The 14,250-nt window shown below is 66.4% G+C and carries 17 protein-coding genes; 9 read left to right on the top strand and 8 right to left on the bottom strand.

Annotated features, from left to right (window positions below):
• Positions 1–131 precede the first annotated feature (131 nt).
• The 4 genes from AU175_RS09620 to AU175_RS09605 all read left to right on the top strand — a co-directional run bounded on the left by AU175_RS09620 (position 132) and on the right by AU175_RS09605 (position 3,462).
• Positions 132–1,031, top strand: a complete 900-nt coding sequence (locus AU175_RS09620) for an SDR family oxidoreductase (protein WP_066287958.1) — start codon at positions 132–134, stop codon at positions 1,029–1,031.
• A 48-nt stretch (positions 1,032–1,079) separates the two neighbouring features.
• Positions 1,080–1,586 carry a hypothetical protein gene (locus AU175_RS09615; RefSeq protein ID WP_066287956.1) on the top strand — a complete coding sequence of 169 codons (507 nt, stop codon included), beginning with the start codon at positions 1,080–1,082 and terminating at the stop codon, positions 1,584–1,586.
• A 176-nt stretch (positions 1,587–1,762) separates the two neighbouring features.
• Positions 1,763–2,581, top strand: coding sequence for a GAF and ANTAR domain-containing protein (locus AU175_RS09610; RefSeq protein WP_066287953.1), 819 nt, complete (start codon positions 1,763–1,765; stop codon positions 2,579–2,581).
• Positions 2,578–3,462, top strand: a complete 885-nt coding sequence (locus AU175_RS09605; RefSeq protein WP_066287951.1) for an SGNH/GDSL hydrolase family protein — start codon at positions 2,578–2,580, stop codon at positions 3,460–3,462. Before AU175_RS09610 ends, AU175_RS09605 begins: the two co-directional genes overlap by 4 nt.
• Here AU175_RS09605 and AU175_RS09600 read toward each other — a convergent pair.
• Positions 3,459–4,811, bottom strand: a complete 1,353-nt coding sequence (locus AU175_RS09600; RefSeq protein ID WP_066287950.1) for a uracil-xanthine permease family protein — start codon at positions 4,809–4,811, stop codon at positions 3,459–3,461. The genes AU175_RS09605 and AU175_RS09600 overlap by 4 nt on opposite strands.
• A 100-nt stretch (positions 4,812–4,911) precedes the next feature.
• A complete protein-coding gene (locus AU175_RS09595; RefSeq protein WP_082979079.1) occupies positions 4,912–5,361 on the bottom strand; it encodes a response regulator transcription factor in 450 nt (149 codons plus the stop codon).
• Between the two features lie 40 nt (positions 5,362–5,401).
• On the opposite strand from AU175_RS09595, the gene AU175_RS09590 reads away from it, so the two are divergent.
• The gene (locus tag AU175_RS09590) at positions 5,402–5,722 is read left to right on the top strand and encodes a FeoA domain-containing protein (RefSeq protein WP_231938511.1); all 321 of its coding nucleotides are present in this window, start codon (positions 5,402–5,404) and stop codon (positions 5,720–5,722) included.
• A 44-nt stretch (positions 5,723–5,766) separates the two neighbouring features.
• On the opposite strand, the gene pgm is transcribed toward AU175_RS09590, so the two are convergent.
• Positions 5,767–7,425 (bottom strand): phosphoglucomutase (alpha-D-glucose-1,6-bisphosphate-dependent), encoded by a 1,659-nt coding sequence (pgm, locus tag AU175_RS09585; RefSeq protein ID WP_066287946.1) that lies wholly within the window; start codon positions 7,423–7,425, stop codon positions 5,767–5,769.
• A 237-nt stretch (positions 7,426–7,662) separates the two neighbouring features.
• Here pgm and AU175_RS09580 point away from each other — a divergent pair, with 237 nt between their 5' ends.
• Both AU175_RS09580 and AU175_RS09575 read left to right on the top strand, forming a co-directional pair.
• The gene (locus AU175_RS09580) at positions 7,663–8,544 is read left to right on the top strand and encodes a nuclease-related domain-containing protein (protein WP_066287943.1); all 882 of its coding nucleotides are present in this window, start codon (positions 7,663–7,665) and stop codon (positions 8,542–8,544) included.
• 71 nt (positions 8,545–8,615) lie between these two features.
• Complete coding sequence (locus AU175_RS09575) at positions 8,616–9,257, top strand: DUF4190 domain-containing protein (RefSeq protein ID WP_066287942.1); 642 nt, start codon at positions 8,616–8,618, stop codon at positions 9,255–9,257.
• Between the two features lie 116 nt (positions 9,258–9,373).
• On the opposite strand, the gene AU175_RS09570 is transcribed toward AU175_RS09575, so the two are convergent.
• The 5 genes from AU175_RS09570 to AU175_RS09550 all read right to left on the bottom strand — a co-directional run bounded on the left by AU175_RS09570 (position 9,374) and on the right by AU175_RS09550 (position 12,719).
• Positions 9,374–9,733: a hypothetical protein gene (locus AU175_RS09570; RefSeq protein WP_066287941.1), complete on the bottom strand. Its 360-nt coding sequence runs from the start codon at positions 9,731–9,733 to the stop codon at positions 9,374–9,376.
• Between the two features lie 104 nt (positions 9,734–9,837).
• On the bottom strand, positions 9,838–10,041 hold the full coding sequence (locus AU175_RS09565) for a hypothetical protein (protein ID WP_066287939.1): 204 nt from the start codon (positions 10,039–10,041) through the stop codon (positions 9,838–9,840).
• Between the two features lie 95 nt (positions 10,042–10,136).
• Positions 10,137–10,355 carry a hypothetical protein gene (locus tag AU175_RS09560; protein ID WP_231938510.1) on the bottom strand — a complete coding sequence of 73 codons (219 nt, stop codon included), beginning with the start codon at positions 10,353–10,355 and terminating at the stop codon, positions 10,137–10,139.
• Between the two features lie 158 nt (positions 10,356–10,513).
• Positions 10,514–11,983, bottom strand: coding sequence for an amidase (locus tag AU175_RS09555; protein ID WP_066287936.1), 1,470 nt, complete (start codon positions 11,981–11,983; stop codon positions 10,514–10,516).
• The gene (locus tag AU175_RS09550) at positions 11,976–12,719 is read right to left on the bottom strand and encodes a peptidase E (protein ID WP_156642249.1); all 744 of its coding nucleotides are present in this window, start codon (positions 12,717–12,719) and stop codon (positions 11,976–11,978) included. Before AU175_RS09550 ends, AU175_RS09555 begins: the two co-directional genes overlap by 8 nt.
• Positions 12,720–12,827: 108 nt before the next feature.
• Between AU175_RS09550 and AU175_RS09545 the strand changes: the two genes are divergently transcribed.
• Both AU175_RS09545 and pheA read left to right on the top strand, forming a co-directional pair.
• Entirely contained in the window at positions 12,828–13,154 is a 327-nt protein-coding gene (locus AU175_RS09545) for a rhodanese-like domain-containing protein (RefSeq protein ID WP_066287932.1), read from the top strand.
• A 38-nt stretch (positions 13,155–13,192) separates the two neighbouring features.
• On the top strand, positions 13,193–14,143 hold the full coding sequence (gene pheA / locus AU175_RS09540) for a prephenate dehydratase (RefSeq protein ID WP_066287930.1): 951 nt from the start codon (positions 13,193–13,195) through the stop codon (positions 14,141–14,143).
• The last annotated feature ends 107 nt before the right edge of the window (positions 14,144–14,250 follow it).

The following is a 14,250-nucleotide window of genomic DNA, read 5'->3' as shown; positions in this document are numbered from 1 at the left end:
GATCAACGTTTGATAAGTTTACTGATTATTCAGCCTGAACGGTGGACTTTGCTTCGCCCGGCGGGATAGTTTCGAAGGGCCGGACGAAGGCACGGTCCTTGGAATTCCGACAGACAGTGAGTAGGTGGACTATGAGCGACACGCAGAAGCAGACCGACCCGCCCACAGACCCCCGGGGTGGCTACCACTCCGGGCCGTTCCCGGAACAGGAACAAAAGCAGCCTGGCCTGACCGCACCCATGGATCCGAAACCGGACCACGGCGAGCACAGTTATGAAGGGCACGGCGCGCTCCAGGGCAAGGCCGCGCTCATCACCGGCGGAGACTCCGGAATTGGCAAGGCGGCGGCCATCGCCTTTGCCCGCGAGGGGGCAGACGTCGCGATCTCCTACCTCCCGGAGGAGGAGGACGACGCCCAGGACACGGCCGGGTGGATCCGTAAAGCGGGGCAGCGGGCCCTTCTGCTGCCAGGCGACGGACGGGAAGAAGATTTCAGCACCCGGATCGTGGAAGATACCGTGGCCGAATTCGGCGGCCTGGACGTCGTGGTGCTCAACGCCGCCTACCAGAAGAACCGCGAGAGTCTTGAGTCGCTTCCCACTGAGGAATTCGACCGGGTGTTCCGGACCAACCTCTACTCGCTGCTCTGGACCGCGCGGGCAGCCGTTCCGCACCTGAAAGCGGGCGCTTCGATCATCACGACTGCCTCCATCCAGGCGTTCAACCCTTCGCCGGGGCTGATCGACTACGCCATGACCAAGGCGGCGCAGGTGGCTTTCACCAAGGCGCTCGCCCAGGAGTTGGGACCTAAGGGGATCCGTGTCAACGCCGTGGCCCCGGGGCCAATCTGGACGCCGCTGATCCCGGCCACCGAGTGGCCGGACAAACTGCCCAAGTTCGGGCAGGACACGCCTTTGCAGCGCGCGGGACAGCCTGCCGAACTTGCGGCGGCTTATGTGCTGCTGGCCTCCGACCAGGGGTCCTACATCTCTGGCGCCGTGCTGCCAGTGACGGGCGGAAAGGGCCTTTAGCCAGAAGTTTGCACGTCAGATTCATCCACATCCACAACAGGAGGAACCATGAGTCAGGACAACCAGCCGGAAGAAGAAGTCGGAGGGTACGGCACGCCGACCGCGGAGCAGGAGATGGGCGGCGCAGACAACAAGCAGTTCGCCCAGCCCCGCGAGGAGGAGGACTTCGACGCCGCGGGACTGAACCAGGACAGCTCCGCCGGCGAAACCTTCCCCACAGGCTCGCCCAACCTGAGCCACCTGGCCGAAGAGGACCAGGACAGCGCAGGGGAACCGGGGGCGGGGCGCTTCGGCGGCACTGACGAGCAGTACCATGCCGAGGCCGACACCAACGATCCCGGGTTCGAGCCCGGGGAACCGCCGGTCCCGCGCGATGCGGACCTCCCCTCCGCTGAGGCCGAGATCAACGAGTCCAACGCAGATGAGCAAGGTTCCGAAGCCTTCTCCTCCGAATCCGGCCAGGAAGCCGCCGGCCTGCCGGACGGCAGCGGCAACGACCTGCCCGCGGATAAGGCACCGAAGGACGACGACGAAGAGAGCTTCGACGCCGGCTGACCCCTGGGTACCGCCCGGCGTTGCGTGGGTGCCGTCCGGCTCCGTGCCGGGCGGCACCTTTTTGTGCCGCAAGAAAGGTACTTTAGGTCTGAACGTGGCCTCTACAGCCAGTTCCGGACGTATCCTGATAACAGGTTTTGAAGTGGGCCTGCGCGAAACGTAGCGAGGCGTGAACCATGGCCGCGGAGACCCCACAGGGCACGGGTTGGGAGTCAGTTCCAGCCCCCCAGGATGTGGTGTTCGACAGCAAGGAAGTGGAGAGCTTCCTTGGTGAGGTCACCTATGAGTTCATGCGGGACATCGACGGCCACCACCGCGGCATCAGCTGGGCCGCTACGTTCTTCCGCATCGGGAACGCCCACACCATCGCCGCAGGCAGCGACGTGGCGCTGGCCGCTGACCAGGAGCAGTGCTCGTTCGAAGACGGACCCGTGCTGGAGGCCATGCGTTCGGGCGAATTCGTCCACCTCGCCGACACAGCCCGCGACCGGAGATGGCCAGGCTACGCCGCCGCCGCCGCTGAGCACGGGGTAAGGTCGCTTCTCTCCATGCCGATAGTGACGACAGCCGGATCAAGTGCCGCCGTCAACCTCTACGCTTCCACTCCGCACGCCTTCACCAGCGAGGATATCGTCCGGACACGCGCGTACGCGCGCGAGGTAGCGAGGGCGCTTCGCGTGGTGCTGAGGGTGACCGAACGGGCCGAAGCCAGTGCTGAACTCGCGGTAGCCCAAAGCTCCATGGTGCTGATGGACCTTGCCGTCAGCGCCCTCATGGCCGACTACGGGCTCAGCCGTGAGGTGGCACTTCAATACCTCCGAACCGTCGCGAAGCACAACAACCAAGGCCTCCGCGACGCTGCCCTGAATATCGTGGCGGCCTCACGCCGGGACCCGGTAACTCCGGGCCGGGATGATGCAGGCTTCCCCGGACTCATGGCAGTGAAATCACCAGCCCTCAAAAAGGGACCCTACAAGACGGGGAGCACGGCATGAACGCCTGGAAGCAGCACCGGCCACCCCGGTACGCCTCTGCGGACCCTGCACCGCATCCTTGGCACCGGTTCGTCGCACTCGGTGACTCGTTCACGGAAGGCGTGGGGGACCCCAAGCCGCAGAGCCAGGGCGGTTTGCGGGGCTGGGCCGACCGGGTGGCGGAGGAACTCAGCGTGGGCCAGCCGGATTTCGCCTACGCCAATCTCGCTGTCCGGGGCCTGATGCTGCAGCAAATCCTCGATCAGCAGATCGGTCCGGCGCTGGCGGTCAAGCCTGACCTGGTTACACTGTCCGGCGGCGGCAACGACATCGTGTTTCGCCGCAGCGACCCGGACAAACTCGCGGCGAAGATCGACGCCGGGGTGGACCAACTCACGCGCTCCGGGGCCACCGTTGTCCTCTTCGCCGGCCCGGACTGGGGTGCCACCCCCGTCTTCAGCCAGATCCGCGGCAAGGTGGCCATCTTCAACGAAAACCTGCACGTTGTGGCTTCCCGGCACGACGCCGTCATGGTGGACCTGTGGTGCCTGCGCGACCTCACCAGACCTGGCATGTGGGATCCCGACCGCCTGCACTTCTCACCGCTGGGGCACCACACCATAGCCATCGCGGTGCTGAACGCCCTGGCCGTTACCCACACTCTCAGGCCGCTGCAGCCCAAGACGCTGCCGCCCCGCAGCTGGAAGGAAGCCCGGGCAGAGGACCTCGTCTGGGCCCGCGCGTACCTCGTTCCCTGGGTGCTCCGTCAGATAAGGCACGCCACCGAGGCTGAGCTGACCCCCAAAAGGCCCCGGCCCGGGCCGGTCTTCGGCACGGGACGTCCGCCGGGGCCATCTCCGGCGGACCTGCCCTCACCGCAGTTCTTCCTGAAGGGGGCCTAGCGCTTTTTCGGCGCGCGCTTCGCCGCAGCGTTGACCGCCGCCTTCACTGCCGGCGGCAGGTCAGACTGTTCCGTTTCCGGCTCTGCCGCCGTGCCCCGGGCCTGCGCGATCGATTTCATGCCGTGGTAGATCACCAGTGCGGCAGCCGAGCCGAGGGCGATGCCGGTGAATTTCAGTTCCCCGATGGTCCACGTGTAGTCGGCGATGCCGATGATCAGGGCCACTGCGGCGGTGGTCAGGTTCACCGGGTTGGAGAAGTTGACCTTGTTCTGCACCCAGATCTTGACGCCGAGGATGCCGATCATGCCGTAGAGCATGGTGGCTGCGCCGCCCAATACACCCGGCGGAACGGTGGCGATCAGTTCGCCGAATTTCGGCGAGAAGCTCAGCACGATGGCGAACGTCCCCGCAACCCAGTACGCCGCCGTCGAATAGACCTTCGTGGCGGCCATGACGCCGATGTTTTCCGCGTAAGTGGTGGTGCCCGAACCGCCGCCCAGGCCTGCCAGGACCGTGGCCGCACCGTCGGCCATCAGCGCCCGGCCGGAGACGCCGTCGAGGTTCTGGCCTGTCATTGCTGCCACGGACTTCACATGGCCGATGTTTTCCGCCACGAGCACAAGCACAACGGGCACAAAAAGGCCCAGTACTCCAAGATGGAACTCCGGCGTCTGGAACTGCGGCAGGCCCACCCAGGCAGCGGCATCCATCTTTTCGTAGTTCACTTCACCGCGCAGCATGGCCACCAGGTAGCCCACCACTACGCCCACCAGGATGCTGAGGCGGCCGATGATTCCGCGGAACAGCACACTGACCAGGATGATGGTGGCCAGCGTGATGACGGCGGTGATGGGGGCGGCGTCAAAGTTCATTTTGGCGGCGGGGGCAAGGTTCAGGCCGATCAGCGCCACGATGGCGCCGGTGACGATCGGAGGCATCAGCCGGTTGATCCAGCCGGCGCCGAACTTCTGCACTATCGCACCGATCAGGGCCAGTGCGACGCCGGCAAGCACCACTCCGCCCAGCGCACCGGGTACGCCGAACTGCTGCTGGGACGCCATGATCGGGGCGATGAACGCGAAGCTGGAGCCCAGGTAGCTGGGCACGCGGCCCTTGGTGATGACCAGGAACAGCAGCGTGCCGATGCCGGAGAAGAAAAGGGTGGTGGCCGGCGGCATGCCGGTGATGATGGGCACCAGGAACGTGGCCCCGAACATGGCCACCACATGCTGCATGCCAACGCCGATGGTCAGGGGCCAGGCCAACCGCTCATCGGGGGCCACCACATGGCCGGGCCGGATTGACTTGCCCGTGCCGTGGAGCTTCCATTTCATTCCGAGCATGCTCATTGGCGTGGGCCTTTCAAGGGGTTGCCGCAGGGGCAGGGATCTTCCGGAGCAAGGATACCGCGCAGCCCGGGTTCCTCAGCTTGTCCGCGGCTCCTAGCCGTCAAGGCGAGGGTCTGCGAACAACGTGCGGTCCGGGCGCCCGTGTTCCGCGAAGCCCAAGTTCCGCGGATGCCGAGGTTTGAGCGGGAGCAAGGCACAGGTGGTTGGCGACGTCCCGAAGTTCCTGGGCGCGAAAGGGCTTGGTCAGGTAGGCGGCGGCGCCGGAAGCCATGCCGGCGAGCAGGTCATCGTTTTCCGCCCGCGCAGTGATGAACAGCAGCGGCGCGGAGTTCAGCGCCCGCACTGCCCTGGCCACGACGTGGCCGTCCATGTCAGGCAGGCCCAGGTCCAGGGTGATCAGGGTGACGGCAGGATCCGCGGCGGCTGCAATGCCTTCGGCTCCGGTTGCCGCGGAACGGACCTCAAAACCGGCGCGGCCCAGTACAGTTCCTATCAGCGCGCGGATGTCGTCATTGTCCTCAATGACAAGGCAGATGCGTCGTTTTTCCATGGAACCCCCCGGCCCTAGCTAGGACAAGATGATAGACCGGATGGACCGGAAGCTCGGCCATCCCGCGCGGGATCCGCACGGCGACCCCATCCCCGGTGCCGACGGCCGGCCCAGCATGACCGAGGGAACCCAGCTCACGGCAACTGCGGCCGGAAACACGGTGGCCATTACGCGCATCTCGGATGCTGACCCGCAGATGCTGCGTTACTTTACTGAACTGGGCCTCGCGCCCAACACCAGGCTCACCGTCAGGGAACAGCGGCCGTATGCGGATGTGACCACCCTCCGGGTACATGAAGCTGAGCGGGACGTCGACCTGGGAGCATCAGCATCCGACGCCATCTGGGTGGTCGCAGTCTAGGGCCAGCACGCGGTGTACCGCGGGCCGCCCTCCGTAACTGCTTCCTAAGCGATGACGCCGTCCACCAGGGCCTTGGCCTCAGCCTGGACCTGCTTGAGGTGATCCTCGCCTTTGAAGGACTCGGCGTAGATCTTGTATACGTCCTCGGTTCCGGAGGGGCGCGCGGCGAACCAGGCATTTTCAGTGACTACCTTGAGGCCGCCGATGGACGCGCCGTTGCCGGGTGCCTCCGTCAGCTTGGCGGTGATCGCCTCGCCTGCCAGTTCGGTCGCCGTGACGTCCGACGGCGACAGCTTGCCGAGTGCCGCCTTCTGCTCCCGGGTGGCTGCGGCATCAATGCGGGCGTAGACCGGGGCGCCGAACTGGTCCGTCAGGCCCTTGTAGAGCTGGGAAGGGGATTTGCCGGTGACCGCGGTGATCTCTGAGGCGAGCAGCGCCAGCAGGATGCCGTCCTTGTCGGTGGTCCAGACGCTGCCGTCTTTCTTGTTGAAGGAGGCGCCGGCTGATTCCTCGCCGCCGAATGCGCCTTCGCCGGACAACAGCCCCGGCACAAACCACTTGAAGCCCACCGGAACCTCCACGAGTCTGCGGCCCAGGCTCTGGGCGACGCGGTCAATGATGGAGGAAGAGACCAGCGTCTTGCCGACCACGGAGTCCGGGTTCCAGCCGCCGCGGTTGCGGTAGAGGTAGTCGATGGCGACGGCGAGGTAGTGGTTGGGGTTCATCAGCCCGCCGTCCGGGGTGACGATGCCGTGGCGGTCGGCGTCGGCGTCATTGCCCGTGGCGACGTCGAACGCGGCTGAACTGCCGCCGTCGGACATTCTGCGGATGAGCGAGGCCATCGCGGACGGCGACGAGCAGTCCATCCGGATCTTCTCGTCCCAGTCCAGGGTCATGAAGGCCCACTGCGGATCCACGGTGGGGTTGACCACGGTGAGGTTCAGGTGGTGGCGTTCGCCGATTTCGCCCCAGTAATCCACTGCCGCGCCACCCATGGGGTCTGCGCCAATGCGGACGCCGGCGTCGCGGATGGCTTCCAGGTTCAGCACGGAGGGGAGGTCGTCGACGTAGCTGCTGAGGAAGTCGAACTTTCCGGTGCTGTCCGCGGCGAGGGCTTCAGCGACGGGAATGCGCTTCACGCCGCGGAGGTCGTTCTCGAGCAGTTCATTGGCCCGGTTGGCGATCCAGCCGGGGGCGTCGGAGTCGGCGGGGCCGCCGTGCGGAGGGTTGTACTTGAAGCCGCCGTCGGCCGGGGGATTGTGGCTGGGCGTGACCACGATGCCGTCCGCCTCGGGCGCGCCGGGCAGCCGTGCCTTGTTGTAGGTCAGGATGGCGTGGCTCAGGGCCGGCGTGGGCGTGTAGCCGTGACGGGCATCGATCAGGACGTGCACGCCGTTGGCGGCCAATACCTCAAGTGCCGAGTTCTGGGCCGGCTCGCTCAGGGCGTGGGTGTCCTTCGCAAGGAACAGGGGACCGGTGATGCCCTGGCCGGCGCGGTACTCCACGATCGCCTGGGTGATGGCAACGATGTGCTTTTCGTTGAACGACGCCTTGAGGCTGGATCCGCGGTGCCCGGAGGTGCCGAACGCCACGCGCTGGCCGGGATCACCCAGGTCCGGAGTGATGTCGTAATACGCGTCAAGGAGCGCAGTGATGTCAACAAGGTCCTGGGGTTGGGCAACTGTGCCCGCGCGGCTAGCCATGGCACCAGCATGCCAGACGTGGGCTGGAGTCAAAACGCAGGGTCCAAAATTCGGTCCCTATGACGCGGAAAGTCACCGGGGGACCCGAAGCAAGTAGTGGGCCTGAGTACTCAGGCCCAAAAGTACTTATATACCGGCCACCCGCGGCGCTGTTACTTTCAAAAAAGCTCGTAAGGACAAAGGACGACGGCGGGACTCGCCGCCGGCGTCGGACGGCGGAAGAGTGGGGGACCGGTCATGGCGGCAGGCGACGGCGCAGCCGAGCAGTCCAGGCTGGCTTCCGAACGGGTGGCACGCCTCAAACGACAGCTCGACCTTGCCGAGCGGGCCACTAAATCCTGGGACGCGGACGCGGTGGGCGGGAGAGTCGTTGCAGACAGGCTGAGCCAGCTCATCCCTCACGGCTGGTACGTGCTCCACGACGTGCACTGGCCCGGGCGGCCCAAAGCCATCCTGGACCACGTGCTCGTGGGGCCGGGCGGCATCGTGGTGGTTGATGCCAAGAACTGGACCGGTGAAGTCCGCGTGTCTTCGGGGGTTCTCTGGCAGGGGCGCTATTCGCGGACGCAATCCGTTGAGGGCGCGTTGGCCCAGTGCGCCGCGGTGGCCTCCGTGCTGGCGCCTCCGCACCGGCGTCTGGTCCGCCCGCTGATCTGCATGGCCGCACAGCCTGACCTCTTTGGCATCACCAGCTCGGACGTGGCAGTGGCCGGTGTGGACCGTGTCGTCGCGGCGGTTGCGGCGCTCCCTGCCATCCTTGACCAGCAGACGGTAGTTGGCCTCTATGCCCACCTGGGGCAGATGCTGACCCAGGAAGCGGAGGAGAGCGCGCTGCTGGGAATGCGCGCGGCGGCCGCAACTCAGGGAGCGGCAGCCGAAGGAAGCCCCCAGACTGGCCGGGCACAGGCCGGCCGCGGACAGGCGGGACGTGGCCAGGCCGGCAGAACCCCAAGCCGCCGGCCCATGGTTGCCCGGCAGGCAGGCCACGGCACTGCGACCAACACGGGCGGCCGGAAGTCCAAGGCCCACGATCACGCGGCCGGGAGCATGGCCAGGCTCGTTCTCCTGGGTGCCTTTGTGATCTTTGCCGTCTATGTCCTGCCCTACTGGGGCTGGTAGGCCCGGCAGCCGGTATACCCATCAACAGTGCCGGCGGTAGGCTGGGGGCAAAGACTTTTGAGGGGGAAATCATGAGTGACCAGCCATCGCAGCGCCCGGATTCACAGGGACCCGGTAGCCACGGTTCAGGCGATTCACCGGCGGGCTATGAACCGCCGCAGTTTGTGCCACCCCAGGGCTCGGAAATCCCCGCGCCGCCTGTCTATGGCCGTAACAACTTCGGACAGGACCAGTACGGCCAGACCCAGTATGGCCAGAACCAGTACGGCCAGAACCCGCAGGGACAGGATCAGGCCCATCAGGGGCAGGGCGCCTACGACCAGCCGCAGTTTGGCCAGAACCAGTTCAGCGCTGGCCAGTACGGCGCACCGTATGCGCAGCAGGCGGATGCGTATGGCCAGCCTCCCAGCCCCTATGCCCAACCCAGTCCGTACGGGCAGCCCGCATACTACGGCGCGCCGGCAGAGCCGAAGGGTCTGAGCATCGCCAGCATGGTGTGCGGGATCGCCTCCGTCATCCTCGGGTGGTTCCTGCTCCCGCAGGTCGCTGCGATCATCACAGGCCACCTGGCGCTCAAGCGTGAACCCTCAGGCAAGGGCCTGTCCATCACGGGGCTGGTCCTGGGCTACCTCTGCCTGCTGGGTTATGGCGCGTTCTGGCTGTTCGTCATGATCGCCGCGACGATGTACGCCACGTCGGGGTATTCGTACTAAGTCCGACCCGGGACTGAGCCGACCCGGGCTGAGCCGCCCCGGGACTGAGCCGACCCGGGGCGGCTTGCCGCAGGCCCGACCGCGCGGGAGTCCGGTCGGATCGGCCGGACCTTCTCCTACGTGGCGGCGATCCGGATCGCCTGTTCGCGCTCGGCGTCGCGCAGCACCGCGGCGTTGCTGCCCTGCAGCGACCAGCGCGTCGTCACTCCATCAGGGCCGGTGAGCGAACCCGACGCCAGGGCTATGCCTATCCGACGGCGGACTTCGCTTTCCAGGGCGGGTTCGGCGGCGAAGACGATCCGCAGTTCGACGCAGCGGCCGTTCCGTTCAGGGCTGGTGTGGTGCGGGGCCAGCGGGCAGGGAGGAACGTGGTCCCAGCTTCCGCATAATTCCAGGGTGACGGCGGCGCCGGGTGCTCCCAGGTCAGCATTCGGGTCCATGTGCACGGAGGCCGCGTGCACGTAGTGTCCTCGCATGCTGTCATTGTCCCAGCATGGTGGAATGGCGCAAGGCAAGCGGACCTGGGCAGCGGAAAGGCCTCCAAGGGAGGCCTTTCCTCGGGAACTTCCGGCCCTGCGGGTCAGACTTTCTCGTGGGCGCGGTCAGCAACCGGTTCTTCAGCTGCGGGCGTCTTCCGGCGATGCGGGAAGGCCCAGAACTTGAAGTCCTGCGCCGTGTAATGCGGCTCGGGACGGTCCGGCGGTGTTTCCTGGCGCGCTTCGGGTTTCCGGTCGGCTTCTTTCTTGTAGCCCCACCCGAAATCCTTGCTCGATGAATAGCACATCACAGACCTCCTCGTAGTGACTGCCCTTTAATCGTCCTCCGGTTGGGGCTTCCAGTCGACACCTGTTCGCCCGCATTTCAGCTCCGTGCCGGGGACTAGCGGCGGAGGATGTCGTCCGCCTCCTGCGGATTGTGGAATTCACACGGCCCGTGGTGCCTGAGCGGCAGCAGGCACGTCCGGCCGGTCGCGAGGTGGACGTTGGCGCAGCGGCCTGCGCGGGCAAGGTCTTCCCGGACATGGATGTTGCTCAGGTCCAGCCGGACCATGTCCGATTCCCAGGTACCCGCGACGGTGCGCTTAGAATTCATGTCCATTGCAGCTCCCCTTTGAGTGCCCACATCAGCGATCAGGGCTGGTGTGTGACTGTCTTCCAATTCTGCTCCTGTCCGGTTACGAATGGGTTACGCCGGCCCAAGGTTTTTTGGGCAATCACGGTCAGGTCCTTGGAAGCTCCCCGTCAGGTGCTTCCCTCTCAGAACCCCAGCTGCGCCGCGACCTGAAGGAGCACCCGTTCAGAACCCGTGGGGCCCACCAGTTGGATGCCCATCGGCAGGCCCTGTCCGTCGGCGCCGCCTGTCCAGTGCACGGGTATGGTGATGGCCGGCAGTCCGCAGACGTTGACCATGGAGGACCAGGGTGCGTATTCGCACTGTTTGCGGTAGTCGCCGTCGGCGTCCCCCGCCCATTCGGCGGCGGGCCAGCGGTCGTCGCCGTGGGAGGCGCCGGTGAACCAGCCCACCGGGCGGGGAGTCTGCGCCAGCGTGGGCATCAGCATAAGGTCCCACTGCCTGTACTGGGTGACGGTGTCGCGCTGGAACTGCCGGAGGAATGCCAGTGCTTCGTTGAGCTTGGCGGCGCTGCGCTGCTGGGCCCGGCGCCGGAACGTCCGCGTGAGCGGTGTCAGCAGCGCCTCCCGGTGGGGACTGATCCTTGCGCTGCCGACGGCGGCCGTCCAGGCGGTGGTGAACGCGTTGGGATAACGGTTGTCATAGCGGACGGCAGCGTCATAGATGCGGTGTCCGGCCCGCTCCAGCAGCCCGATCCCGGCCTGCAGCGCATCCAGGGCCTCAGGTTCGGGCGTGAACGGGAAGGTGGTGGACCAGGGGCTGTCCAGGGTCACGCCGATGCGCAGCGGGCCGGGTTCGTGCCTGACGGACTCGCTGTAGCTCTCTCCGGAAGGAGCCGCCAGCGCGTCCATCATCAGCGCCGCGTCCGCTGCGCTGTGTGCCAGCGGACCGGCCGCCACGAGCCGGGCCGGATCGCCCGAACTTTCCCCCGAGGCCACCACCCCGCGGCCGGGTTTCAGGCCCACCAGTCCGCAGGCCGCTGCCGGTATGCGGACTGAACCGCCGCCGTCGGTCCCGGGCGCGAACGGAAGCAGCCTCGCGGCCACCGCGGCGGCGCTGCCTCCCGAAGAACCGCCGGAACTTCGGCTGGGGGCATGCGGATTGCGCGACGGCGGCGCGACACGGTTTTCGCTGTACGCCGTCAGGCCGAACTCCGGAACCTGGGTCTTGCCCAGGGACACGACGCCGGCCGCCTTCAGTTCCATGACCAGGGCGCCGTCCATCAGCGCCGGTTTGTGCTCCAGAGCGGCGCTGCCGTGCGTGGTGACCACGCCCGCCACATCGGTCAGGTCCTTGAACGCCACCGGCATCCCGTGGAGCAACGGCAGGGTCTCGCCGCCGCCGTCGGCTGTTCCCGCCCCGGACGCCGCTGACGCCGACGTGGACGACGCGCGACGGAGCCGCGCAAACTTCGCATCCGCCGCGGCGGCATCGGTCATGGCCTGCTCGGCAGTGACGGTCACGAATGCGCCCAGGAGGCGGTTGCTGGCCTCGATCCGGGCCAGGAAGTGCGCCGTTGCCTCCCGCGCCGAAAGATCACCGGATCGGAGGCAGTCCCGCAGTTGGACGGCCGTCAGTTCGTGGATCTCAGCCAAGGAAACGTGGCTCCAGGCGCCTCTCGGAAGCGGCGGTGCGGCCGGCGGCATCGGTTTCCGCGGTGACGATATAGGCGCCCTTGCCGCGGACTTCGGCAACCGCCTCCACCAGTTCCGTGCCGTGATAAACCAGGCCCACGCCGTCGTCCGTGCAGTGTGTTTCGCCCAGCGTCCCGTCGGCCACCAGACGGTGGACCAGGGGCCGCCGCCTTTCCTCGGAGTCGTAATGGACGCCGTTGGCGTACGGGAGGAAGGCCAGGCCGTTGGTGACAGCGCGCAGCTCCGGCCCGAACGAGTCGGTGGTTCCGCCCCGGAACCAGCAGATGGACCCGGCCGAAACTCCCGCCAGCACCACACCGCTCTGCCACGCCCGGTGGAGGATTCCGTCCAGCCCGTGGGCACGCCAGACCGCGAGCAGGTTCACCACGGAGCCGCCGTTCACCCAGACCACGTCCTGCTCCAGAAGGTGTGCCTCCGGGTCGGCGTGGTTGGGCATGGTGAAGAGATTCAGGTGGCTGAAGTCGAAGCCGGCCAGCCGGGCGGCCTCGTCCATTTCGGCGTTGAACCACCGCTGGTCCCCTGAGGCCGTGCCCAGGTGGGCTACCCGAGGCGGCCTGCCACTGATGCCGGAAAGCTCCACGGCATGATGCATCAGCCGGTCAAACTCCAGACGTGTCCGGCCCCCCTGCCTGTAGCCTCCGGAGGTGGCCAGAATGGTGGGCTGCTCAGCGGGCAAAGGTCCTCCTAGGGTCATCAACAGCCTAACTTGTCCCTGGTTTCCGGCGTGGCGATCGGCAAGTACTAGGCTGGAAGGAGACCCGTGATTCTCCGAAAGAGGACTCCCATGAGCGATTTCGATTCTGTTCCAGTCAACGATGTCCCGGCCGACGCCGTCATCCTCGACGTCCGTGAAGACTACGAATGGGTAGCCGGACACGCTGAAGACGCGAAGCATATCCCCTTGGAACAGCTTCCGGCGCGGCTCGGCGAACTGGACCCCGACGAGGACCTGTACGTGATCTGCCGGACCGGGGGACGCTCCTTCCGGGCGGCCCAGTGGCTCACCGGCCAGGGCTACACCGCCATCAACGTGGCAGGCGGAATGGATCAGTGGCTTGAATCGGGCCGGCCCCTCGTGTCGGATAACGGCCTGAAGCCTTTGGTCCTCTAGCCAGTCCGCCGCCCTTCATCACCCTTAAGGAATATGCGATGTCCGCGTCCCCCGTTACGTATACCTTCCTGGGGCCGGAAGGTACCTTCACCGAGGCGGCGCTGATGCAGGTCCCGGGTGCTGACACGGCTGTCCGCATCCCCTCATCCACCGTGAATGCCGCCTTGGACAAGGTGCGGGAGGGATCCGCCGACGCCGCCATGGTGCCCATCGAAAATTCCGTGGAGGGCGGGGTGACCGCCACCCTGGATGCCATTGCCAGCGGCCATGAACTGCGCATTATTCGCGAAGTATTGGTGCCCATCAGCTTTGTGCTGGTCACCCGGCCCGGAGTCTCGCTCTCCGAGATCCGCCGGATATCCACGCACGGCCACGCCTGGGCGCAATGCCGGTTGTGGGTTGACGCCAATATTCCCGGAGCGGAATATGTCCCGGGATCGTCCACCGCGGCTTCCGCCGTGGGTCTGTTGGAAGGCGGCGTGCACTATGACGCCGCGATCTGCGCGCCGATCGTTGCCCGGGAACAGCCGCGGCTTTCCGTCCTCGCAGAAAACATCGGCGACAACCCCGGCGCGGTAACGCGGTTTGTCCTGGTCAGCAGGCCCGGGGTCCTGCCGGAGCGTACGGGCGCGGACAAGACCACGGTGGTAGTGCCCCTCCCGGAGGACCATCCCGGCGCGCTGATGGAGATCCTGGACCAGTTCGCTACCCGCGGCGTGAACCTCAGCAGGATCGAGTCCCGGCCCACCGGACAGTACCTGGGCCACTATTTCTTCAGCATCGACGCCGACGGCCACGTGGGCGACGCCCGCGTGGCCGACGCCCTGGCGGGGCTCCACCGGATCAGTCCGGCCACCCGCTTCCTGGGTTCCTATGAACGGGCTGACGCGCAGAGCGCAGATGTGGCCCCGCACACCTCCGACGCGGCTTTCCGGGCTGCCCATGAATGGGTGGGAGCCATCCTGCGCGGGGAAACCCACCCCCTCTGAAACCGCTTCCGGGGCTTCGCCCACAGCGTAGGTCCAAGTACTTCCATGCAGTTAACACTGTGCGTATGCTTACTTGATCCACATTGGGGGATGGCCCCTAACGAAGG

Source organism: Arthrobacter sp. B6 (genome assembly GCF_001663775.1).
Taxonomy (GTDB): Bacteria; Actinomycetota; Actinomycetes; order Actinomycetales; family Micrococcaceae; genus Arthrobacter.
Note: the sequence above shows the minus strand (reverse complement) of the source record. Positions and strands in the feature narration are given on the sequence as shown.